Source organism: Streptomyces sp. NPDC107538, assembly GCF_055657445.1.
Genome location: NZ_JBVKAY010000008.1, coordinates 35896 through 59195, shown reverse-complemented (window position 1 = coordinate 59195; position 23300 = coordinate 35896). Strand labels below are relative to the sequence as shown.

Sequence of the window (23300 nt, the reverse complement as noted above, 5' to 3'; positions counted from 1 at the left end):
CGGTCGCGCCGGTGCCGAACCGCCCTGTAGACGAGGACTCGGGGCCGGATGGTTCAAAGAAATTTCTTCCGCACCGCGCTGACCGGCCAGAACTGTGGCGTGCGCCACTTTCTTGAACTCCTGGGCCGCCTCGGTACGTCTGCTTTCGGTACCCCAAGTCCCGGACCCGCCTGGAGGACTCCTTGGCCACCTCCGACGAGTGGAGCAGAGTCGGCTTCACCGGCAATCCGGTGACCGGGAATCCGGGTGTCCTCGAAAGCGTCACCAAGGAGCTGCGGGACCTCAGCGATCTCTCCGGGCGGGTCAGCAACGGCCTCGACACCCTGCTGGCCAAGGCGGAGGACGGCGGCTTCGAGGGACGGACCGCGGACGCGTTGCGCACCTACGTCAAGGACGAGCTGAAGACGTTCATGGCGAACGTCAACCGCTCGTTCGACATGGCGGCCGACGCCACCGCCCGCTACGCGCGCGCCCTCGGGGACTCCCAGGACCGGGCCGAGAACGCCGCGGACACCGTCGCCGCGCTGGAACGGGTCGGCGGTACGCCGCTCGCCGAGAACGACCCGGAGATGACCCGCACCCGGGGCGAGGTCGACGCCGAGATGGACGCCGTCCAGGCCGAGGCGAAGATCCTGGAGGACACCCTGCGCGAGGCGGCCCGGCTGGTGTCGCGGCCCGTGAAGAAGCCGAAGAAGAGCTTCTGGAAACGGTTCGTGTCGACGTTCTTCAAGGTCCTGGAGATCGTCGCGCTGGTCATCACCCTCGTCGCGGCCGTGATCGGCGGCCCACTGGGACTCGTGGCCTTCGGCCTCGGCGCGGTGCTCTTCGCCAAGGCCCTCGTCGACTACGCCACGGGCAACGGCAACGCCCTCAGCCTGGGCCTCGCCTTCCTCGGCATCCTGTTCCCGTCGACGAAGGGGCTCACCACGCTCGGCGGACTGGCCCGGATGGCCTCGTCGGGTGCGAAGGCCCTCAGCGGCGCCCTCTCGGCGAGCGGGCGGATGCTGTTCCGGGGCGGCAGGATGCTGTTCTCCTCCCCCGGCCGTCTGCTGTCGCTGGCCGGGCAGGGCCTCGTACGGTTCGGCGGCGGGCTCGGCAGCCGGGCCGCGAGCGGGTTCATGGCGCTGCCCCGGGTCCTGTCGAAGACGCCCGCAATGCTGGGGTCGGCCCTGCGGTTCATGGGCGGCTTCGCCCGGAGCACCTGGCGGCAGGGCTGGTCCGCGCTGACCCGGGACTTCGTCGAGTCGACCGCGTTCGTCGGCGGCAACACGGCCGGCCGGCTCGGTGTCTTCACGCTCATGAGCCTGGGCCGACTGACGATGACGGCCCTGCTGCCCATGCGGTACTCCGAGATCGCCCGGTTCGGCTACCGGGGCGCCGCCCGCATGGGGTTCATCGACCGCGGTCTGCACTTCACCCCGCGCGCCCTGCGGCCGCTCGGCAGAACGGGCTCCCTGGCCGCGGACCTCGGCAACCTGGCCGGCCGCAACCTCGACCGGGGCGGCGGTCTGCGCCCGGTGACCGGCACGGGGACCGACCGGCTCGCCATGCCCGGCACCCCGGAGTTCGACCGGACCCTGGACGAGCTGGCCGAGATCTCGGTGACGCCGGTGCCGGCACCGCGCACCCCGTCGTTCAGTTCCCTGACCGGCGCGGGCACCCCCCGTATGCCCTCCGGCCTCGACGAGCTGGGCGTCCGGCTGAACACCCTGGAGACCCTCGACACGGTGGGCCTCCCGGTCGGCACGGCCCCCGGTGGACAGCGGCTCCGCGTGCTGGACCCCGTGACGGGCCGGGTCGTCGATGAGCTGACGCCGCCCCGGCTGCGCACCACGCTCGGTCTGTTCGACCAGGTGGACGAGTTCGGCGGACCTCTCGCCCCCGTCTCCCCCACCACCCTGCTGCCGCCGCGCACCATGGTCGACCAGCTGCGCGGCCTCGACGAGCTGACGGGCGTGGAGCGCACGGCGACCGGACTGCTCAAGCCCCTCGACGACCTGTCCGACCTGGCGGAGCTGAGCCTCGACGGCAGACTCGGCGGGCTGACCGAGTTCCAGGTGGGCAGGATCCTGGACGGCGAGATCGACCTCGTGAACGTCACCCCGGACGGGGTCGTCCTACGCGTCGGGAAGACCGACCCGGTGGATGTCCGGGTGCGGTTGAAGGACGGGGTGACGGTCGAGGTCATCGGCCCGGCCGACCCCCGCGTCCCGGCCTGGAACTCGGCGGCCGGCACCGACCGCCTGGACGAGCTGGGCATCAGGCTCGACGACCTGACCCGGCTGATCCCCGACACCGCCGACGGTTCCCGGGGCGCACGCGAACTGCTCGGCCTCGGGCCCGTCCGCACGGACCTGACCACCCCGGTCACCAAGAGCACCACGTTCACCCCGCTGACCCTGCGGGACATCGTCACCGGCGGCGCCACCGGCAGGCTCGCCACGGAACGCTTCCAGGCCTGGCTGCGCACCCAGACCACCCAGGTCCAGCTGGACACCGCCGGGCGCGGACTCGGCGAACTCGACGCGCTGACCGACGTACCGCCGCTGAGCCGGGCCAAGGCCGAGCTGGATCTGAGCGCCGCGCGGCTCGACTTCGACCGGTCCAGGATCGCGTTCGACCGGCTGGGGATGAACCTGGACACCGTCCGCCGGGACATCACGGTGATGATGACCCGCGTCGACGGTCCCGGGGCCGCGCTGCCCGCCGGTGAACTCCGGCTGCTGGACGGCGTCGGACGGCCCACCGGTCAGTGGATCACCATGGAGCCCGGGCCGACCGTCACCTGGGTGCTCAGGTCGGACGCCGGGATCGTGCCGGACGTCCAGGTGCGGATGGCCGACGGCGTGTTCACCGTCACGAGCCCCGAGGGCGTCGTCACCCGGTTCGGCGCCGACGGCAGGCCCGCGGTCCTCGGCGACCCGGGATCGGTCACGCTTCCCCGGCTGCCGGGGACGGCGCTGGACGAGGTGGCCCTGCCGTCGCCGCAGCGGCTGGACCGGCTGGCGTTCGCCGCCGACCGCTCGGTCGACATCCAGACGATCACACCGCCCCCGGTCTGGCGGACGACCGACGAGACGCTGTGGCGGATCGGCGGCAAGCGGCCCCTGGACCAGATCTTCAACGAGGGGTTCACCGTCCGCGACCCCCTGGAGACGAGCCTCGACGTCATGGTCAGGACCGGCCAGCCGTCGGCGTTCCTGAGCACCACCACGGACCGGAACCTGATCTGGGACGGCGTCTTCAAGTTCGAGATCGAGGCCTCCGGCGGCATCGACGTGGGCCGGACCTTCGAACGATCCATGGGCACGGACGCCTGGCGGACGTCGGGCTGGGCTTCGGAGAACGAGATCGCCTTTCCCGGCGGTGTCGCCTCGGAGTTCATCCGGGGCGCGTACCGGATGGACGCCCAGCACAACCTCCTCGAATGGATCCCCAACCCCAACTTCGGGGGCAACAACCCGCTCCCCGAACTCGCGTTGGCTCCGCGAGGCGCCGGGGAGGGCACCTCGGGCATCAGCGCGCTGGACTTCCAGGGGCTGTCCCTCGACGACCAGCTGCGGCTGCTGGACCAGCTCGACCTGGGCGGGACGCGGCCCCTCGACGACCTGGGCTCCTTCAACGGGTCCGACGCGCTGGACGAGATCGGCAGTCAGTTGGACGACGTCGGCAGTCAGTTGGACGACGTCGGCTATCTGTCGGACGACTTCACCTTCGACCGCTTCGACGCGCCCGCGCCCCGGACCGACACCGTCGTGGTGGACCCGGCGGACTTCGCGGGCACCACCGGCTTCCGGACGGAGTGGCAGCGCGTCCCGCTGGAGGGCGGCGGGTTCACCTTCACCGACCAGGTCGGGGACGTCCGGCTGGTGTTCGGCGCCGACGAGGTCCGGCAGTTCACCGACATCCGGCTGCCGGGCGGTGACGGCTTCGTCCGCTTCGACGCCGTGGCGGGGCCCGGGTCCCTGCCCCGGGTGGTCGGCCCGGACGGGGTGCCCCTGCCGGGCGGGGCGACGATCGAGCCGGTCCGGGGCGCGCTGGGCGTGGTCACGGGGGTGCGGGTGCGGTCGCTCGACGGTGCCTGGATCGGCCGGTTCGACCTGGACGGGACACGGCTGTCCGAACAGCTGACCCTGTCCGGCCCGGTGGGCGGCCCGCTGACCGGATCCCGGCTGACCACGACGTTCACGTCACTGCCGGGCGGCGACCGGTCGGCGACGTTCCGGCTCACCGTGCCGGGGCTGGGCGAGGGCGCCTTCGACGTCGTACGGCTGGACGGGGACCTGGCCCAGCGACTGCCCGGCGGCTTCTCGGTGACCGACACGGCGACCGGGGGACGGTTCGTGTTCGACCGGGGCGGCCGCTTCGTGGACCTCCCGGCGGACGCCTCGCCGCCGATACGGCTGGACGTGTCCGGCTCGGCCACACCGGACACGACGGTGAGCCCGCCCTCGACACGCAACGCTGCCGGCGACCTCGCTGACCTGGGTGACCTGGGTGCCTTGGGCCGACTCGGCGATGCGGGGGGCGTCGGGGACTTGGGGCGCCTCGGGGACCTGGGCGAGGTCGGCGGGGCCGGCCGCCTGAGGGACGTCGGCGATCTCGGCGATCTGGGCCGCCTCGGGGACTCGGGGCGCCTCGGAAACTTGGGCGAGGTCGGCGAGGCCGGCCGCCTGAGGGACGCTGGCGATCTCGGCGACCTCGGCGATCTGGGCCGCCTCGGGGACCTGGGCGAGGCCGGGGATCTCACCCGCCTGGGCGGCGCCGGCGACCTCAGCCGACTCGGCGACACCGGCGACCTCACCCGACTCGGCGACACCAGCGACCTCACCCACCTCGGCGACACCAGCGACCTCACCCACCTCGGCGACACCAGCGACCTCACCCACCTCGGCGACGCCAGCGACCTCAGCCGACTCGGCGACACCGGCGACCTCACCCACCTCGGCGACGCCAATGACCTCACCCACCTCGGCGACGCCACCGACCTCACCCGCCTCGACGAGCTGGGTGACGTCGGCGCGCTGAACCGGCTCACGCTGCCCGATCTGCCGCGCACGGACGCGACGCCGCGACCCACCACGTTCGACGCCCGGTTCGCGTCGACGGCGGGCGAGGGCGTCCCGACCCCGCTGAACCCCTCCCGCTTCGACGGCGTCACCCTGTCCGGCGCGGACGAGCTGACGAACCTGCGGCTGCGGGTCACGGAGTTCCCGGCGACCGACCTCGCGCCGGCGTCGTTCCGGATCGACGTGCTGGACTTCGGCGCCCCGGGCGGCCCGGTGCGGCTGGAGAACGTACACATCACCCTCCGCGACGGCGGCGGGCTGAGCATCACGGGCCCGCAGGGCGGTGTGCGCTGGCAGTTCGACGCCCTGGGACACCTGGAGCACCGCGAACTGCCGCTGACCGGCACCGATCTGGCCCTGCGCTTCACCGACGACGCCCTGAACCCGATGCCGAGGGTGGTCGGCCCGGACGGGGTGCCGGTCCCGGGCGCGACGCTGACACCGGTCCGGACGGCAGACGGAACGCTGACCGAGCTGACCGTACGGGTGCCCGTCGCGGACACGGGCGGGCTCAGCGCGGTGTGGCGGTTCGAACCCGGCGGCACCCTGCGTCAGCAGGAGCTGCCGCTCACCCTGCCGGGCCTCGACGGCCCGGCCGGTCTGGGCGTCAAGGTGACGATCACCCCCGGCACGGGCTCCACCACGACCAGAGTCCTCGAACTGACCGGACCGGCGAACCTCACCGGTTCCTTCCGGCTGGGCCCGATGGACGGCTCGCTCGCCGGGCGGCTGCCCAACGGCTTCACGGTCACCGACACCGTCACCGGCTCCCGCTTCCACTTCGACGCGAACGGCCGGCTCACGATCCGCGACGTACCCGCACGGGACGGCTCCGGCTTCCTCCGCTTCACCGAGGACGCCGCGCCCGGCACCCCACCGGTCCGGCTCGACGACCTGGGCGGCCTCGGCGACTTCGGCGGCGACCTGGGCGATGTGGCGCGGATCTTCGAGCGCACGCTCGACGAGGCGGGCGGCGTGCGCGGCCCCCTCGACGGCCTCAACCGCCTCCCGGGCCCGGACGCCCCGCACACCACCCCGCTCCGAGGGCTGGACCAGCTCACCCCGGAAGAACGGTCCCTCGTCGACGACCTCTGGAACGACCTGACCCAGGACGTCCGCCCCCTCTCCGCCGACGAACTCAACCGCGTCATGGGCCCGGACTCACCTCGCGCCGACTCACCCCACACCGACACGCTCTCCGAACTCACCGACCTGCCGGACACCGACCTACAGGCGCTTCAGGCCCGCCTCGACGCCCTCCGGGAGATGGACGACGGCCTCGGCAGCGGCCTCGGCGACGGCCTCGGCAGCGGCCTCCGCGGCGCGGACGACCCGCTCCGCGTCCCGCTGTCCGGCGTGGACGATCTGGCGGAGTTCGACCTGCGGGTGACCCGCTTCCCCGCGACCGACGAGGCCCCGCAGGGCGCGTTCCGCCTGGACCTGACCGACCGCACCCCCGGCGGAACCGGCGGGACCGGCGGGACCGGACCGTCGCGCGCCTCGGACTTCACGGTCGAACTCCTCGACGACAGCGGCAGATTCGCCGTCGTCGATCCGACCGGCACGACCCGGTTCACGTTCGGACCGGACGGCCGTTTCCTCGGGCGCGAGACCGTGCTCGCGGTCGACGGGCTGCCGGAGGGCATCCGGATCGACGTGACGGTCGTGCCCGGACCGCAGGGCGCGGGGCGGACCGACGTCGATCTGCTGGTGCCCACCGGTGCCGCCGGTTCCGTCCGCCTCACCCCGACGACCGGCACGCTCGCCGAGCGCCTGCCCGGCGGTTTCACCGTCACCGACACCCTCACCGGCTCGCGCTTCCACTTCGACCACACCGGCCGCCTCGCCCTGCGCGACCTGCCGGACCCCGACGGCTCCGGCTTCCTGCGCTTCACCGAGGGCGCCGGCCCCGACACGGCACCGATCCGGCTCGACGATCTCGGCGACGCGGGCGACCTCGGCGACGCGGGCGACCTGGCCCACACCCTGGACGACACCGACCTCGCCCGCATGTTCGACCGCACGCTCGACGAGGCCGGCGGCCCGCGTACCGCACCGGAGGGCGCCCCGGTGGACATGTCCGGCGTCGCCGGTGCCATGGACTTCCTGCACACGGCGCCCGACTCCGCCGGCTTCCAGGGGCTGGACCTGCCCGGCGTACAGCGGCTCGCCGACGACGCGGCCGTCTCGCTGGACCGGCTCGGTCTGCGCCCGGGACTGCTGGGCGACCAGCTGCGGGAGATGGCCACGCAGGCCCGCCTGGGACTGCGGCGCCAGGGGGCCTCCGCCCTCGGCGACTATCTGGACCTGCCGCTCGCGACCCGTCTCGACGACCTCCAGGCCGTGCCCCCGGCGGGCCGCGTCATCGGCGACTTCACCGTCACGCCCACCCCGCACGGCGGCCCCGGCGGCAGCCGCTACACCGTGCACCACCACCCCACCGACATCACGCTGGGCTTCGACGCGAACCGCGGGCTGACCTACCAGGAGGTGTTCCTGCGCGGCGGCCCGGCCGACCTGGACGGGTTCAGGCTCGGCGTCACCGGCCGCCCGGCGGACGGCGGGCACTGGGCCCCCACCGCCGTCGACTTCGCCGGCACCCGCCCGGCCGACGACCTCTTCACGGTCGCCCCCAGCACCCAGGTGCACGGCGGCCTCACCCTCACCGACACGGCCGGCACCACGCACTGGCACTACGGCCCCGAGGGCGTGCACGCCTTCCAGGACGTCCATCTGCCCGGCGACCGGGGCATGTTCCGCTTCGACGCCGACACCCCCGGCGGTCTCCCCCAGGTCCTGGACCGGACGGGCGGCGACCTGCCGGGCCTCCGCGCCGACCTGCTCGACGACGGCCGGATCGCCCTGATCCCCACCGGGAAGGGCGCCCAGCCCCTGGAGCGCACGGTGTTCGACCCGGCGGGCCGACTGCTGGAGGAGACCGTCGCCGTACGGGTCAAGGGCGGCAAGGCCAACGGCCAGTTCTGGAAGATCGACCACGCGACCGGCAAGGCCGTACGGCTCGACTCCTCGGGCACCCCGCTGACCGGCCGCTTCGACACCGCCACGCTGGAGAAGTCGGCCACCGGCGGGATCAAGCTGATCGGCGAGGGCAAGGTGACGCTGTTCGAGCGCGAGATGCTGGGCAACGGCCACGTCCTGCACCTCGATCTGGACCGGTCCGGCCGGGCCCGCTGGACCGAGTTCGACGAGGCCGGCAACAGACTGCGGGCCGGGGAGCGGATCTTCGACGGCGACCGCCGGACCTTCCACGACACGCTGCCGTACCGCTGGGCCCCGGTGGACGTCCTCGATGTGCGGACGTACACCAAGACTCTCGACGGCGGTCTGATCCGGGCGGAGAAGAACGCGCAGGGCGACTGGGTCTGGACGCGCTTCGACAAGAACGGCACCGAGGTGCTGCACGGCACCCGTGACTGGTCCTGGACCCGGATCGGCTACAAGGACACCTATCTCGACCCGGCCACCGGGCAGCGGGCCGTGGCCCAGCGGCGGGGCGACGTCTGGCCGCTGGACGGCTACCACGGCTCCCGCCAGTACCTGGAACACCCGGTGCTGTCCGGCCCGGCCCCCGGCGGGATGCGGGCGAACCCCCTGGTGCACACGGCCGTCGGCCCGAACAACAAACCGATCGACTTCATCGACGAGCTGACCGAGGAGGTGACCCAGCTCGCCGACGGCGGCACCCTGCACGTCGCCCGGATCTCCGACCAGCGTCTCCCCGCGGCGGCCTGGTACCCGCGCGCGGGCCACGGCCGGTTCGACGGGTTCTTCCGCAACTTCGTCACCGGCGACTCCATGTTCCAGGTGTCCAAGTGGACGGAGACCGCCGCCGACGGCACCACGCTGAAGGGCGTCCGGCTGGCCGCGCACGGCGGCCGCGGCTGGCAGGACATCGACCAGTTCGGCCGGATCGTCCGGGAGACCCGCACCCTGGAGAACGGCAACGTCGTCGAGGTGGGCCGCAGCGCCGCCGACCCCAAGCAGTGGGGCACGGCCCCGAAGTGGAACGGCACGGCGGACGCGTACGAACTGCCGTGGCTGAACACCAACAACGGCACGACCGGCACCCGGCACATCTCCGCCGACGGCGGTTTCGTGGACGTGTTCAAGGACGCGGACGGCAACGAACTGCTGTCGCTGCGCTCGCAGGGCACCGGGGTGCGCGAGTACCTGGGCGAGAACCCGGCGCGCGGTATCGGCGCCGACGACGTCTCCGGGGTCTGGGTGGACAAGAACACCCAGCTGCAGATCACCGGCCGCCGCGACCACTGGGGCGACCTGTACGTCGAGGCCCACGGCAACCCGCGCAAGGACCACTGGACCTGGAAGGCCACCGGCCCGGACGGCACGGTCACCGAGGGCGTCCGGATCCAGAACCGCGGCTCGCTGGTGCGGACCCGGACCTGGGACGACTCGTTCACCGACTTCGAGCGGCTGCCGAACGGGCGGCGGGGCGACGCGATCCGGGAACGCAACGCCACCGGCGACGGTTCCGTCTGGGTCGACGCCACCCGGGGGCCCGACGGCACCTGGTCCTGGCAGAAGACCGGCGCCGACGGCACGGTCACCTCGAAGGGCATCCGCACCTATCAGGACGTCGCCGGGGGCCGCTGGAGCGACCACATCGGCACCGACGTCGTACGGTTCCGCGACGGCGGCCGGGTCCGCGAGTACGCGTACACGGTGAACGAGCGGGTCCTCCCGGAGCCCGTGGATCCCGGCCGGATCACCCTGTCCGACCTGATCTCGCGGTCCGCGCGGCACTTCGAACCGGATGTCTCGGCCACCGTGAACCGGGAGGTCTGGCAGGAGTTCGACATGGGCAAGGTACTCCACCGCCGTGATCCGGTGGAGGGGGTCGAGGGCCGGTACCGGGAGTCGGAGTCGCTGTGGAACCAGTGGCGCGAGTACCAGGACGGCCGGCTGGTGGCCCAGCGCACCATCACCGGACGGGTCTGGATCACCGACGCCTTCGGCCGCTGGTCGAACTTCGACATCGCCAAGCTGCCGGAGATCAGCAGTTTCCCCAAGGTCGGCGGGGAGGTGGGCCTCGACGGGCACCGCAGCTGGCGGCTCATCGGCCGCGAGGTGGACTTCCGCGGCTACACGGCGGAACTGCGCGGCTTCAACCGTGAGTTCCGCGATGTGTTCCACGAGATCTGGACCGGCGTCGAGGACGGCTCCTCGGCCGCGATGCCGATGTGGCGGCACCAGGTGCGCAAGGCCGTCACGGACTTCACCATGGGCTATCTCATCGAGTTCGGCACCAGCCTCGCCGTCTCCGCCATCACCGCGGACCTCGGCAACACGAGGTTCGACCCGACCGTCGCCCTGCAGCGGGCCGCCCTCAACGGCGCCATCGGCGGCGGCATCCGCGTCGGCGTCAACGTCGCCTACGACACCACCCGCCTGGGCTACCTCAAGTACGGCCTGACCAACCTCGACCAGGGCCAGGACTGGCACCGCCATCCCCTCGCCTCCAGCGACGACTGGGACGGCGAGTGGACCGTGTTCGAGAACCCCACCCGCTGGCGCTCCGGCTCCTACGACTTCTTCAACGGCCTGGGCGTCGGTGTCCTCACCGGATTCGTCAACAACGCCGTCAACGCGGCCGTGTTCGGGGTGAACGGACAGAAGCGCACCGGCCTCGACGCCCTCGAAGCCGGTGCCTGGGGCGCGGCCGGCTCGGCCTTCTCCGGCATCACCAGCGGACTCCTGCGCTACACCTGGCACGCCACCGCGGGCTCGCGGATCTTCCACCGCGGCGGGCCCGGCGAGCTGATCTGGCAGGCCGCCGAGGCCCTGGGCGCGGGCACCCTCAACTACGGGCTCAACAACAGGGACACGGCCAACATCCAGCCGTCCCGCGCCTTCCCGCCCGCGACCACCACACCGGCCCCGACAGCACCCACCACCTCGCAGCCGCTGACCCTCGATCCGGCCGCCCTCCCCGACGGAACGGAGCTCCTGTGACCCCCACCGCCGCCGTGCACCGGGTCGCCCCCAAGGGCCGCGGCACGCACCGCACCATCGCCTCCGCCGTACGCGCCGCCCGCGACGGCGACGAGATCCGCGTCGCCCCCGGCGAGTACGTCGAGCAGCTGCTCCTGGACCGCGCGGTCCACCTGCTGCCCGAGGACGGCCCCGCGCACGCCGTACGGTTGCTGGCCGCCACCCCCGGCCGCCCCGTGCTGGAGGCCACGGCCCCGGGCGTACGGGTCGAGGGCCTCGTCCTGACCGGCCAGGACCCGGCGCTGCCGGCCGTGCTGGTGACCTCCGGCGCACTGGAGCTGGACGGCTGCGAGATCTCCGGCGGCCGGGTGGAGGCGGGCGGCGACGCCTCGCTCACCCTCACCGACTGCCGGGTGTCGGGGGCCGAGCTGGCCGCCGTGCACCTCAACACCACCGGTCCGGCGCGGCTGACCCGGGTCGTGGTCGAGGACGTCGAGGGCACCGGCGTGGTCATCGGCGCCCGCGCCGACGCCGAGGCCGCCGAACTGACCGTACGGCGGGTCACCGGCTCCGGCGTCCGGGTGCGCGGCGCCGCCCGGGCGGTGCTGCGTGACTGCCGGATCTCCGGGCCGGGCCGCAGCGGCCTGCTGGTCGAGGACGAGGCGACCGTCACCGCGCTGGACTGCCGGGTGACGGAGACGGCCACCGAGGGCGTACGGGTCCTGGGCAGTTCGGCCCGGCCGGAGGACCGGGAGCGTACGGGCGGCGGTGTCCTGCTCGCCCGCTGCGAGATCCTGCGCACCGGCACGGACGGCGTCGCCGTCTCCGGCACGGGTGACGTCCTGCTGCGCGACTGCCGGCTGCGGGACGGCTCGGGGCCCGGGGTGAGCGCGGACGGCGAGAGCCGTGTGGAGCTGGTGGACTGCCAGGTCGACCGGGCGCACGGCTCGGGTCTGGTGGCCCGCGGCACGGCCCGGCTGACCGCCGAGGGCACGTCGGTGACCGGCAGCCGGGCCAACGGGCTGCTGGCGGGCGACCGTTCCGAGGTCCGCCTGGCCGCCGGCGACGTGACGGACTGCTCGTTCAGCGCGGTGCACGCCTGCGACGACTCCCGGGTGACGCTCACCGCGTGCCGGATCGCCTCGACGGCCGAGCACGGGATCCGGGCCACCGACCGCGCCGGGCTCACCGTCGAGGGCGGGCGCGTCACGGACTGCGGACTGTCCGGGGTACGGATCGACAGCGCGGCCGAGGCCCGGATGCGCGGCCTCTCCGTGGTGCGCGGCCGGGCCGGGATCACCACCGAGTCGACCGGGACGGTGGTCCTGGAGGAGTGCGACGTCACCGACGCCGAGCGGGCCGGGATCTCCTGCGGCACGGGGACGACCCCGGTGCTGCGGGACTGCCGGATCAGCGGGTCCGGCACGGCCGGCCTGGTGATCGGCGAGCGTGCCATGCCGAGCGTGGAGGGCTGCACGGTCCGGGACGCGGCCGGTTCCGGTCTGGTCGTGGGCCCGGGGGCGGAACCCCGGATCAGGGCCGTCACGGTGGCCCGGACCGGCAAGAACAGCCTGTTCGTCGGCGAGAAGGCCCGCGGCACCTTCGAGGACTGTGTCTTCGCCGGGGCGGGCAGCGACGGTACGGCCTTCCCGGCGCTGCACGTCTCGGCGGGCGGCGCCCCCGTGCTGCGCGGCTGTCTGGTCCGGGACACCGAGGAGGACGTGGCCCTGGAGAAGGGCGCCCGCCCGGTGTTCGACGACTGCCTCTCCCGGGACGTGAAGAACCCGTCCCTGCCGACCGGCGCGGACCAGTCCCTGGCGGCCTCCGGAAGCCCCGGCGCGGACCCGCGGTCGACCGCGCGGGAGACCGAGGCACCCCCCGAGGACACCATCGAGGACCTGCTCGCCGAACTCGACGGCCTGGCGGGCCTGGACCGCGTCAAGCAGGACGTCTCGTCCCTGGTGAAGCTGATGCGGATGGTCCGCCGCCGCGAGGAGATGGGCCTCGCCCCGCCCCCGCTCAGCCGCCATCTCGTCTTCACCGGCAACCCCGGCACCGGCAAGACCACCGTGGCCCGGCTCTACGGCCGCATCCTGGCCGCCGTCGGCCTGCTGGAGCGCGGCCACCTGGTCGAGGCCGACCGCTCGGCCCTGGTCGGCGAATACGTCGGCCACACCGGCCCGAAGACCTCCCGGGTCTTCCAGCAGGCCCGGGGCGGTGTGCTGTTCATCGACGAGGCGTACTCCCTCACCCAGTACACCGGTTCGAACGACTTCGGCCAGGAGGCCATCGCCACCCTGCTGAAGCTGATGGAGGACCACCGCGACGACGTGGTGGTGATCGTCGCCGGCTACCTCAAGGAGATGGAGGTCTTCGTCCGCTCCAACCCCGGCCTCGCCTCCCGCTTCAACCGCACCCTGCTCTTCGAGGACTACGGCAGCGCCGAGCTGGTCAGCATCGTCGAGCACCAGGCCGCCCAGCACCAGTACGAACTCGCCCCGGACGCCCGCGAGTCGCTGACCGCGCGCTTCGACGCGATGCCCCGGGAGCGCGGCTTCGGCAACGGCCGTACGGCCCGCCAGCTGTTCCAGGCGATGACGGAACGCCAGGCGTACCGGATCGCCGAACTGCCGGACGCCACGGAGTCCGACGTGATGACCCTCAGGCCGGAGGACATCCCGCAGAGCCTCTGAGCCACCACCCGCACCCGCTCGAACCGCGCCCCGGCCCACGGACCGACCGACCTTCTCGACAACCTGATGAGGACCGCCTGATGCCGCACACACCCACCCCCGGCGACCGCAGGGACGGCGAGTTCGCCGACCTCTTCGCCCGGAAGACCCGCACCCCGCTCCGCGGCTTCCTGCCCGGCCGCCGGGTGTGGAACGCGGTCGGCGGGTCCGCCGCCGCGGTCCTGGTGATCGCCGGCTCCGCCACGGCCGTGGCCGCCATCGACTGGGACAGCGGCTCCGCCGAGAAGGTGACCACGGCGGCCGAGAAGCCCACCCGGCAGCAGCCCTCCCCGGGCGACGCCGACAAGGCGTCCGCCTCCCCGTCGCCGCACGAGGGCGGGAAGGGCAAGGACGACCCCGACGTCGTCTACGTCCCCGTCTCCGGCGGCGCGGGCGCCGGGGCGGCGGCGGGCGGCGCGGCGGACTCGGCACCGGACGCCGACACGAAGTCCGACACCGACGGCACCACGGGCGGCACCTCCGGCTCGACGGGTTCGTCCGGCTCCACGGGCACCGAGGAGAAGAAGACCACGACCACCAAGAACACCGAGTCGGAGACGACGTCCGGCTATCTGTGGGCCGACGGAGGCGTGGACACCGACTCCAACGACTTCTGGGACCAGAGCACCATCACCGTCAAGTCGACCAAGCCGCTCAGCTCGCTCAAGGTCGTCGTCCGCGTCATCCAGACCGGCGGTGTGTCGAGCACCGGCGCGTGGACCTCCCTCGGCGACAAGGCGGCCGTGGGCCAGAACTCCACCAGCGACCAGATCGGCTATGTCATCACCCTCAAGTCGGGTGTCACGCTCGCCCCCGGCACCTATGTCTTCAAGGTCCAGTACAACCACGCCGAGGGCAGGCGGGACGCGGCCCGTGACCTCTACACCGTCACCGCCGTCGCCTCCGACTCGGACGACGAGTTCCTCTCCGGCCGCTTCTGAGCGTCCCGGCCCGCCGGGCCGCTTCTGAGCGCTCCGGTCCGCGCGGCCGGGGCGCTCACCCGGACCAGCCCTGCTCCCGCAGCACGGCGGACACGTCGGGCGCCCGGTAGTGGTCCCCCTTGAGCACCTTGCCGTCGTCCCGGCGGGCCACCCGCCCGTCGGGGCCCAGCTTCGTCATGTTGGAGCGGTGGATCTCGGCGATCACCGCGTCGAGGTCGATGCCGTGCACGAGTGCGGTGCCGTACGCCACGTAGACCACGTCGGCCAGTTCGTGGGCCAGCCGGTCGAGCGGGCCGTCGACCGCCACCTCGGCGACCTCGGCTGCCTCCTCGGCCAGCAGCTCACCCCGGTGGGCGGCCAGTGCGGGCGAGACCTCGGTGGGCGCGGTACGGGCGTCGAGGCCGAAGGCCTGATGGAACTCGCGGACCAGGCGAGCGGGAGAGGAACTCATCCGGCGACCCTACCGATCCCCTCGACCCGCCGCCCCCGCGCCGACAGCCCTGTCCGTCTCCTACGGTCATGACACACCAAGTCCCTTTGCCTCATGGACCTTTGACGCTACGTCAGCACAGGGGGCCGATACCGGAACCGGTGACTCCACTCCGTACGCTCCGTTGTGTCTTCACGTACCACCTCGTACCACCCCGAGCGATTGAGGACCCATCGCGAGCGTTCCCCCACCCACTTGGCGAAGTCCCGGGTGACACGTCGTGCCGTGATCGGCGCGGCGGGCGCGGTCGCGGCCGGTGCCGTGATCACCCCGACCGTGATGGCCACGACCGGCGACTCCGGCACGGCGGACGCCGCGGACGCCGGTACCGCGGACTCCGGTACCGCGGCGGAGACCAAGGCCGGCACGACGACCGAGACCTTCCCGAAGATCCGCAGCGAGGCCGCCACCGGCGAGGCGCCCGTCGAGGCGGCCTTCCCCATCGGTTACGTGGGCGTCCGCTGGGACGGCACCGACCCAGGGCGCGTGGACGTCCCTCGGCGACGGCGGCCCGGACCGCAAGGTGACCGTGCCGTCCGACCCGACCCGGGTCCGAGGCGTCCAGTACCTCTCCCGGGCCGCCTGGGGCGCCGACGAGTCGCTGCGCTTCAAGCCGGACGGCACGGAGAACTCGCCGACCGCCTTCTACCCGTTCCAGACGATCACCGTGCACCACACGGCCGTGGCCAACGACGACCCGGACCCGGCCGCCACGGTCCGCGCGATCTACAGCTGCACGCCGTCACCAACGACTGGGGCGACATCGGCTACCACTTCCTCATCGACGAGGCGGGCCGCATCTACGAGGGCCGCTACTCCGGTGACGACGGTCTGCCCGCGCACGACGCCGACGGCAAGGTGGTGACCGCGTTCCACGTCGGCGGCTTCAACTCCGGCAACCTCGGCATCGCCCTGCTGGGCACCTTCACCGAGCAGGGCCCGAAGGAGGCCGCCCGTTCCGCGCTGACCCGCCTGGTCAAGGTCCTGGTCCGCCGGCACGGCGGTGGCAACGGGCCGATGAAGGGCAGGGGGCGCAGCCCCTGCCCTTCAGGGGCGCGGGGAACTGCGCGAGAAGCCCCACGCACCCGCAGACGAAGGGGCATCCCCGAGGTCACGAGCTCGCACCGGATAGGTCCGACCCTGGCCGCCCGCCCGGTGACCTGGCAGGATCTCGTCGCATGGCCCAGGCACTCCCCCACATCAACAAGCGGCACGCGCTGCTGGGCTCGGTGGCCACGCTGGTGGTCCTCGGACTGCTCGCGTGGTGGCTGTGGCCGCGCGAGGGACCGCCGACCGGGACGATCAGGTTCATGACCGGCGCCAACCGGGGTGTCTACCAGCAGTACGGCAACCAGCTGCGGACCGCGATCGTCGAGGACATGCCCGGCCTGAAGGTCGAGCTGGAGGACAGCAACGGCTCCCAGACCAACGTCCACGCGGTGGCCACCGGAGAGGCCGACGTCGCCATCGCCGCGGCCGACGCCGTCCAGACGTACATCGAGGAGGGCCGCCCCGGCGCCGACAAGCTGCGCGGCGTGGCGCGGCTGTACGACGACTACGTGCAGCTGGTCGTGCCCGCCGACTCGACCGTCCAGGACGTCTCGGAACTGAAGGGCAAGCGGGTGGCCGTCGGACCCGAGGGCTCCGGCGTACGGCTGATCGCCGAGCGTCTGCTGGCGGCGGACGGCCTGGACATCGACAAGGACATCGACGCGCGGCCGGACACCATCGCGACAAGTCCCGACGCGCTGCGCACCGGCAAGATCGACGCCTTCATCTGGTCGGGCGGGCTGCCCACGAGAGGGCTGACCAACCTCGCCGAGAAGTACGACTTCCGCTTTGTTCCGATCAGCGGTGAACTGGTGACGGAGCTGCACGACCAGGGCGGTGTCTTCAGCCACTACCGGACGTCCCTGATGCCCGCCGACGCCTACCCGACCATCCTCAAGGACTCCGTGCCGACCCTCACCGTGGCCAACCTGCTGATCACGCGTGAGGACGTGAACCCCCGGCTCGTCGAGTGGCTGACCCGCGTCGTCCTGAAGAGCCGGGACAAGATCGGCGAGGACGTCCACGCGGCCCAGGTGGTGGACCTGCGCACCGCGATCTACACGGACCCGCTGCCGCTGCACAAGGGCGCGGCGGCGTACTACCTGTCGGTGAAGCCGTAGCGCGCCACCCCTGACGCGAAGGCCCGCCCGGTGTCAGACCAGCGGTCGCGACCGCGGCACCGTCACCGTCACCCGCAGCCCGTGCGGCTCGTGGTGGGCATACGCGATGGAGCCGCCGCCCGCCGCGATCAGCGCCCGGGAGATGGAGAGACCGAGACCCGAGCCCTTGATGTTCTGGTGCGCGGTGCTGCGCCAGAAGCGGTCGCCGACGCGCTCCAGCTCCTCGTCGCTGAGACCGGGCCCGCCGTCGGTGACGACGACCGAGGAGCTCTCGCCGTTCGAGGCGACCCGGACCTCGACGGTCTCCCCGGCGGGCGTGAACTTCAGCGCGTTGTCGATCACCGCGTCCAGGGCGCTGGACAGGGCGATGGGATCGGCCCAAGCGGTGGTGGCCGGGCAGGTGCCGGCCAGCGTCACCCCCTTGTCGTCGGCCAGCGGCGACCAGGACGCGACCCGCTCGGCGGTCAGCTCGCCCACGTCGATCAGCCGCAGATCGGACTCCGCGTGCTCGGCGAGCGCCAGGTCGAGCAGATCGTCGAGGACCGAGGCGAGCCGCTTGCCCTCGGTGCGGACGGAGGCGATCTCCTCGTTGGCCTCGGGCAGTTCGAGGGCGAGCAGATCGATGCGCAGCAGCAACGCGGCCAGCGGGTTGCGGAGTTGGTGGGAGGCGTCCGCGACGAAGGCGCGCTGCTGCTCCAGCACGTCCTCGACGTTGTCGGCCATCTCGTTGAACGACCGTGCCAGGCGCCGGAGTTCGGGCGGCCCGCTGGCCACCGCGACGCGTGACTTGTGGCGTCCGGAGGCGATGGCGTGGGTGGTGACGTCGAGCACGCGGACGGGTTTGAGGACCCAGCCGGTCAGCCGCAGCGCGGCCCCGACGGCGAGGAGCATCGCGGCGATCTCCCCGGCCCCGATGATCAGCCAGCCGCGCAGGATCTTGGAGCGCATCTGGCCGGTGGGCGAGTCGGTGACGACGGCGGCGACGACGTCACCGTCGTGGATGACGGGCGACGCGACGACGAGCCGGCCCTCCTGCCAGGGCCACACCTGCTTCGGATCGTGCGGGCGGCGCCCCAGCAGTGCTTCCTTGAGGGCGTCGAGCCCTTCGCCCTCCGTGGGCCGGCCCCAGTCGTGGGGGGCGTTGGCCATGGCCGACTGGCTCTTCTCCCGGTAGAAGACGCCGACCTTGATGCCGTACACCTTCTCGTACTGCTCCAGTTCCCGCTTCAGGGTCTCGCGGCGGCCGTCCGTGGTGGTCACCCGGGAGCCGCGGGGACGCTCGGTGACGAACTGGGCGAGGGACGCGAAGCGCGCCGTGTCGTCGATGCGGTCGACGACCACCTCCTGTTGCCGCGCCGCCGCGAGGCTCACCGCCAGGGGGATGCCGAGGGCCAGCAGCACGGCGGCCATCAGGACGATGAGCAGCGGAAGAAGACGAGTGCGCACGCGGGCACGCTACGGCGTCGGGGGGACCAGCCGGTAGCCGACCCCGCGCACCGTCTCGATCAGGGCAGGCATCCGCAGCTTGGACCGCAGCGAGGCCACATGCACCTCCAGGGTGCGGCCGGTCCCCTCCCAACTGGTCCGCCACACCTCACTGATGATCTGTTCCCGGCGGAAGACCACCCCGGGCCGCTGGGCCAGCAGCGCGAGCAGATCGAACTCCTTCCGCGTCAGCTGGACGACGGCGCCGTCCACACTGACCTGGCGGGTGGGCAGCTCGATCAGCACGGACCCGAGGCGCAGCCCGCTGTCACCGGAGGCCGCGGCCTCGTCGGGCGCCCGGCGCCGGGCGACGGCATGGATACGGGCGAGCAGCTCACCGGTGTCGTACGGCTTGACCACGTAGTCGTCGGCGCCGAGGTTGAGGCCGTGGATCCGGGAGCGTACGTCGGAGCGGGCCGTCACCATGATCACCGGGGTGCTGGTGCGCTTGCGGATCTTGCCGCAGACCTCGTAGCCGTCCTGGTCGGGCAGGCCCAGGTCGAGCAGAACCACCCCGAAGCCGTTGCCCTCCGGGACGAGCGCCTGGAGCGCCTCCTCGCCGCTGCGGGCGTGCGTGACGTCGAAGCCGTGCCGGGCCAGGACCGCGGACAGGGCGGCGGCGACATGGTTGTCGTCCTCGACGAGGAGCAGCCGCATTCCGACCCCTTCCGGTTCACTGGAGAGCGTGTTTCGGTCATATGTACGCCTGGGCTGGCACACATTACGCGGATTCGCATCTCGGGACGCGCGCGCCGGCCCCTTCGCAGTCACACTGATGAGTGAGGACGCCGTCAAGGCCGTACGAGTTCCCGGCGGGTTCCGTTACCCAGCCGAAACGCCCCGCCCAGGCCCGTCACGTGCAGTGTCCGTCCGGCTACCAGATCGTTATGCTCAATTCTCGCTCAGATGTAATGACGCTGGTCGTCGCAGGTCACTACTGTCCTCCGAAACCGAGGAGGACGGAGCCAGAAAGCGATGACCGAAGTTTCGGTGGTCAAGGACGCGGTGCCCGCGGCCGACGACCTGGTCGTCCTGAAGAGCGTCAACAAGCACTTCGGCGCGTTGCACGTACTCCAGGACATCGATCTGACGATCACCAGGGGCGAGGTCGTCGTGGTGATCGGACCCTCCGGGTCCGGTAAGTCCACGCTGTGCCGCACCATCAACCGGCTGGAGTCGATCGACTCCGGTGACATCTCGATCGACGGCAAGCCGCTGCCCGCGGAGGGCAAGGCGCTCGCACGGCTGCGGGCGGACGTCGGCATGGTGTTCCAGTCGTTCAATCTCTTCGCGCACAAGACCGTGCTCGAAAACGTGATGCTGGGGCAGCTCAAGGTCCGCAAGACCGACAAGAAGCAGGCTGAGGAGAAGGCCCGGAACCTGCTCGACCGGGTCGGCGTCGGCACCCAGGCGGACAAGTACCCCGCACAGCTCTCCGGTGGTCAGCAGCAGCGTGTCGCGATCGCACGGGCGCTGGCCATGGACCCGAAGGTCATGCTCTTCGACGAGCCGACCTCGGCACTCGACCCCGAGATGATCAACGAGGTCCTGGAGGTCATGCAGCAGCTCGCCCGGGACGGCATGACCATGGTCGTGGTCACGCACGAGATGGGCTTCGCCCGGTCGGCCGCCAATCGGGTGGTCTTCATGGCGGACGGCCGCATCGTCGAAGAGGCTGTGCCGGACCAGTTCTTCAGCAACCCCCGCAGCGACCGGGCCAAGGACTTCCTGTCGAAGATCCTGCACCACTGACGGCCCTGCCGACGCCTCGCGGGGCGCCCGGCACCCGCACCATGACGGTCCGCATCTCTTCTCCACTCAAAGGATGTTCACCATGAAGCTTCGCAAGGCCTCCGCCGCAGCGGCCACCGCCCTCGTCCTCGCCCTCACCGCCACGGCCTGTGGCGGCGACGACAGCAGCAACGAGAGCAGCTCCGGTTCCGGCACCGGCGGCGGCGACAAGATCAAGATCGGCATCAAGTACGACCAGCCCGGTCTCGGCCTGAAGAACCCCGACGGTTCCTTCTCCGGCTTCGACGTCGACGTGGCGACGTACGTGGCCAAGGAGCTCGGCTACGAGCCCGACCAGATCGAGTTCGTCGAGACCAAGAGCGCCGACCGTGAGAACGCGCTGTCCCGCGGGGACGTCAAGTTCATCGCGGCCACCTACTCGATCAACGACGAGCGCAAGAAGTCGGTCGACTTCGCCGGCCCGTACCTGCTGGCCCACCAGGACCTGCTGGTGAAGGCGGACTCCGACATCAGCAAGGGCACGGACCTCAACGGCAAGATCCTCTGCTCGGTGACCGGTTCCACCTCGGCGGAGAACGTCAAGAAGGACATCGCTCCGGACGCGCAGCTGAAGGAGTACGGCGGCTACTCGGAGTGCATCGCCGGCCTGCAGAGCGGGGCCGTGGACGCGGTCACCACCGACGACTCGATCCTCGCGGGCTTCGCCGCGCAGGAGAACTACAAGGGTCAGTTCAAGCTCGCGGGCCTGAAGCTCAGCAACGAGAACTACGGCATCGGCGTCAAGAAGGGCGACACCGCGACCGTGGACAAGATCAACGCCGCCCTGGAGAAGATGGTCAGCGACGGCGCCTGGGAGACCGCGGTCAAGGACAACTTCGGCCCGGCCGACTACAAGAACGAGCCCGCCCCGAAGATCGGCGACATCAAGTAAGCGGGTAACCGCCACCAGCGCGGTTCTCGTGGTCGCGCCGCCGCCCGCCGCAAGGCGCGGTACGGGCGGCGGCGCGCTGCGCCTGCCTCGTATGCCACACACCCGGAAGCGCGGGAGACAGTGTTCGACTTCCTTTCAAACTACAACGACCCAACCTTTCTGGGTGCGTTCTGGATGACGGTCAAGCTCACCGTCTTCTCAGCCATCGGTTCTCTGATCTGGGGAACCCTGCTGGCCGCGATGCGCGTCAGCCCCGTACCCCTGATGCGCGGCTTCGGCACCGTCTATGTGAACGTCGTGCGGAACATCCCGCTGACCGTGATCATCGTCTTCACCTCGCTCGGCCTCGCCGACATCTTCCGGGTGACGATGGGCGCGGGCAACGACGTCAAACTCACGGCCTTTCGACTCGCCATTCTCGGTTTCGTGGCCTACACGGCGGCCTTCGTCTGCGAGGCCCTGCGCTCGGGCATCAACACCGTGCCCGTCGGCCAGGCCGAGGCGGCCCGTGCCATCGGGCTGAGCTTCACCCAGGTCCTCGGCCTCATCGTGCTGCCGCAGGCGTTCCGGGCCGTCATCGGACCGCTGGCCAACGTCCTGATCGCGCTCACGAAGAACACGACCGTGGCCGCCGCGATCGGTGTGGCGGAGGCCGCCTACCTGATGAAGGGCATGATCGAGAAGGAGGCGCAGACGCTGCTCATCGGCGCGATCTTCGCCTTCGGGTTCGTGGTACTGACCCTGCCCACCGGCCTGATCCTCGGCTGGCTGAGCAAGCGACTGGCGGTGAAGCGATGAGTTCCGTCCTCTACGACGCCCCCGGCCCCCGGGCCAAACGACGCAACGTGATCCTCACGGTGGTCTTCGTCGTCCTGCTGGCGCTCCTCGCATGGTGGCTCTGGCAGGCGCTGGACAGCAAGAACCAGCTGGAGTGGAAGCTCTGGAAGCCGTTCTTCACGTCCGAGGCCTGGACGACGTATCTGTTGCCCGGTCTGGCCAACACGCTCAAGGCCACGGCGCTCTCCATCGTGATCGCGCTTCCTCTCGGTGCGCTGTTCGGCATCGCGCGGCTCTCCGACCACCGGTGGGTCCGGATCCCGGCCGGTGCGGTGGTCGAGTTCTTCCGGGCCATCCCCGTCCTGCTGCTGATGCTGTTCGCCAACGAGATCATCGCCCGCTCGATGGACCTCACCACCGAGCAGCGGCAGCTCTACGCGGTCGTCACCGGCCTGGTGCTGTACAACGCCTCGGTCCTCGCCGAGGTCGTACGGGCCGGCATCCTCGCCCTCCCCAAGGGCCAGACGGAGGCCGCCCAGGCGATCGGTCTGCGCAAGGGCCAGACGATGGGCAGCATCCTGCTGCCGCAGGCCGTCACCGTGATGCTGCCGGCCATCGTCAGTCAGCTCGTGGTCATCGTGAAGGACACCGCGCTCGGCGGCGTGATGATCGGCTTCACCGAACTGCTCAACGGGCGCGCGACGATGGCCGCGTTCTACGCCAACGTCATCCCCAGCTTCATCGTGGTGGCGATCATCTACATCGTCCTCAACTTCATCATCACCAGCTTCGCGAGCTGGCTGGAGCAGCGGCTGCGGCGGGGTAAGAAGTCGACCGGAGCGGTCCTCGGCCCAGCGGCGATCGAGGGCACCGCGGCGGCCGGCCCGGGTGGCGGCGTCGGCATGGGTGGTGTCGCCGGTGGCGGTGGCGGTGGTGCCGCGGGCACCTGACAGGTGATCAGGTGACATCCGCCCAGGAT

Annotated in this window: 14 protein-coding genes; 10 read left to right on the top strand and 4 right to left on the bottom strand. The window is 71.7% G+C overall.

What is annotated here, in order from left to right; translation table 11 throughout:
- Positions 1 to 182: 182 nt before the first annotated feature.
- The 3 genes from ACZ7MG_RS27310 to ACZ7MG_RS27300 all read left to right on the top strand — a co-directional run bounded on the left by ACZ7MG_RS27310 (position 183) and on the right by ACZ7MG_RS27300 (position 14715).
- Entirely contained in the window at positions 183 to 11063 is a 10881-nt protein-coding gene (locus ACZ7MG_RS27310; RefSeq protein WP_471384877.1) for a scabin-related ADP-ribosyltransferase, read from the top strand.
- A complete protein-coding gene (locus ACZ7MG_RS27305) occupies positions 11060 to 13735 on the top strand; it encodes a right-handed parallel beta-helix repeat-containing protein (RefSeq protein WP_471384879.1) in 2676 nt (891 codons plus the stop codon). The genes ACZ7MG_RS27310 and ACZ7MG_RS27305 overlap by 4 nt, the downstream gene beginning before the upstream one ends.
- Before the next feature lie 80 nt (positions 13736 to 13815).
- The gene (locus ACZ7MG_RS27300) at positions 13816 to 14715 is read left to right on the top strand and encodes a hypothetical protein (RefSeq protein WP_471384881.1); all 900 of its coding nucleotides are present in this window, start codon (positions 13816 to 13818) and stop codon (positions 14713 to 14715) included.
- 55 nt (positions 14716 to 14770) lie between these two features.
- Here ACZ7MG_RS27300 and ACZ7MG_RS27295 read toward each other — a convergent pair whose 3' ends face one another.
- Together ACZ7MG_RS27295 and ACZ7MG_RS27290 are read right to left on the bottom strand one after the other, a co-directional pair.
- Positions 14771 to 15166, bottom strand: a complete 396-nt coding sequence (locus ACZ7MG_RS27295; RefSeq protein WP_471384883.1) for a pyrophosphohydrolase domain-containing protein — start codon at positions 15164 to 15166, stop codon at positions 14771 to 14773.
- Positions 15167 to 15273: 107 nt separating this feature from the next.
- Positions 15274 to 15648, bottom strand: a complete 375-nt coding sequence (locus ACZ7MG_RS27290) for a hypothetical protein (protein ID WP_471384978.1) — start codon at positions 15646 to 15648, stop codon at positions 15274 to 15276.
- An 86-nt stretch (positions 15649 to 15734) separates the two neighbouring features.
- Between ACZ7MG_RS27290 and ACZ7MG_RS27285 the strand changes: the two genes are divergently transcribed.
- The 3 genes from ACZ7MG_RS27285 to ACZ7MG_RS27275 are packed head-to-tail and all read left to right on the top strand — an operon-like array spanning position 15735 to position 17376.
- Positions 15735 to 16070 (top strand): hypothetical protein, encoded by a 336-nt coding sequence (locus tag ACZ7MG_RS27285; protein ID WP_471384980.1) that lies wholly within the window; start codon positions 15735 to 15737, stop codon positions 16068 to 16070.
- A complete protein-coding gene (locus ACZ7MG_RS27280) occupies positions 15968 to 16519 on the top strand; it encodes a peptidoglycan recognition protein family protein (protein WP_471946196.1) in 552 nt (183 codons plus the stop codon). Before ACZ7MG_RS27285 ends, ACZ7MG_RS27280 begins: the two co-directional genes overlap by 103 nt.
- The gene (locus ACZ7MG_RS27275; RefSeq protein WP_471384969.1) at positions 16405 to 17376 is read left to right on the top strand and encodes a TAXI family TRAP transporter solute-binding subunit; all 972 of its coding nucleotides are present in this window, start codon (positions 16405 to 16407) and stop codon (positions 17374 to 17376) included. Before ACZ7MG_RS27280 ends, ACZ7MG_RS27275 begins: the two co-directional genes overlap by 115 nt.
- 33 nt (positions 17377 to 17409) lie before the next feature.
- Here the strand turns inward: ACZ7MG_RS27275 and ACZ7MG_RS27270 are convergent, their stop codons facing one another.
- Positions 17410 to 18822, bottom strand: a complete 1413-nt coding sequence (locus ACZ7MG_RS27270) for a HAMP domain-containing sensor histidine kinase (protein WP_471384885.1) — start codon at positions 18820 to 18822, stop codon at positions 17410 to 17412.
- A 9-nt stretch (positions 18823 to 18831) separates the two neighbouring features.
- Positions 18832 to 19518: a response regulator transcription factor gene (locus ACZ7MG_RS27265; protein ID WP_471384887.1), complete on the bottom strand. Its 687-nt coding sequence runs from the start codon at positions 19516 to 19518 to the stop codon at positions 18832 to 18834.
- A gap of 318 nt (positions 19519 to 19836) precedes the next feature.
- Between ACZ7MG_RS27265 and ACZ7MG_RS27260 the strand changes: the two genes are divergently transcribed.
- From ACZ7MG_RS27260 to ACZ7MG_RS27245, 4 genes are all read left to right on the top strand, one after another.
- On the top strand, positions 19837 to 20613 hold the full coding sequence (locus tag ACZ7MG_RS27260; protein WP_045561136.1) for an amino acid ABC transporter ATP-binding protein: 777 nt from the start codon (positions 19837 to 19839) through the stop codon (positions 20611 to 20613).
- 82 nt (positions 20614 to 20695) lie between these two features.
- A complete protein-coding gene (locus tag ACZ7MG_RS27255) occupies positions 20696 to 21544 on the top strand; it encodes a glutamate ABC transporter substrate-binding protein (protein ID WP_471384889.1) in 849 nt (282 codons plus the stop codon).
- A gap of 120 nt (positions 21545 to 21664) precedes the next feature.
- The gene (locus tag ACZ7MG_RS27250) at positions 21665 to 22342 is read left to right on the top strand and encodes an amino acid ABC transporter permease (RefSeq protein ID WP_471384891.1); all 678 of its coding nucleotides are present in this window, start codon (positions 21665 to 21667) and stop codon (positions 22340 to 22342) included.
- The gene (locus ACZ7MG_RS27245) at positions 22339 to 23271 is read left to right on the top strand and encodes an amino acid ABC transporter permease (protein WP_471384893.1); all 933 of its coding nucleotides are present in this window, start codon (positions 22339 to 22341) and stop codon (positions 23269 to 23271) included. The genes ACZ7MG_RS27250 and ACZ7MG_RS27245 overlap by 4 nt, the downstream gene beginning before the upstream one ends.
- Positions 23272 to 23300 lie beyond the last annotated feature (29 nt).

Bases quoted from the DNA above. Each gene is read 5' to 3' on its own strand.
- ACZ7MG_RS27300 (WP_471384881.1), top strand. From the start codon at position 13,816: ATGCCGCACACACCCACCCCCGGCGACCGCAGGGACGGCGAGTTCGCC.
- ACZ7MG_RS27295 (WP_471384883.1), bottom strand. From the start codon at position 15,166: ATGAGTTCCTCTCCCGCTCGCCTGGTCCGCGAGTTCCATCAGGCCTTC.
- ACZ7MG_RS27290 (WP_471384978.1), bottom strand. From the start codon at position 15,648: ATGGGGAAGGCCGCCTCGACGGGCGCCTCGCCGGTGGCGGCCTCGCTG.
- ACZ7MG_RS27265 (WP_471384887.1), bottom strand. From the start codon at position 19,518: ATGCGGCTGCTCCTCGTCGAGGACGACAACCATGTCGCCGCCGCCCTG.
- ACZ7MG_RS27260 (WP_045561136.1), top strand. From the start codon at position 19,837: ATGACCGAAGTTTCGGTGGTCAAGGACGCGGTGCCCGCGGCCGACGAC.
- ACZ7MG_RS27255 (WP_471384889.1), top strand. From the start codon at position 20,696: ATGAAGCTTCGCAAGGCCTCCGCCGCAGCGGCCACCGCCCTCGTCCTC.
- ACZ7MG_RS27245 (WP_471384893.1), top strand. From the start codon at position 22,339: ATGAGTTCCGTCCTCTACGACGCCCCCGGCCCCCGGGCCAAACGACGC.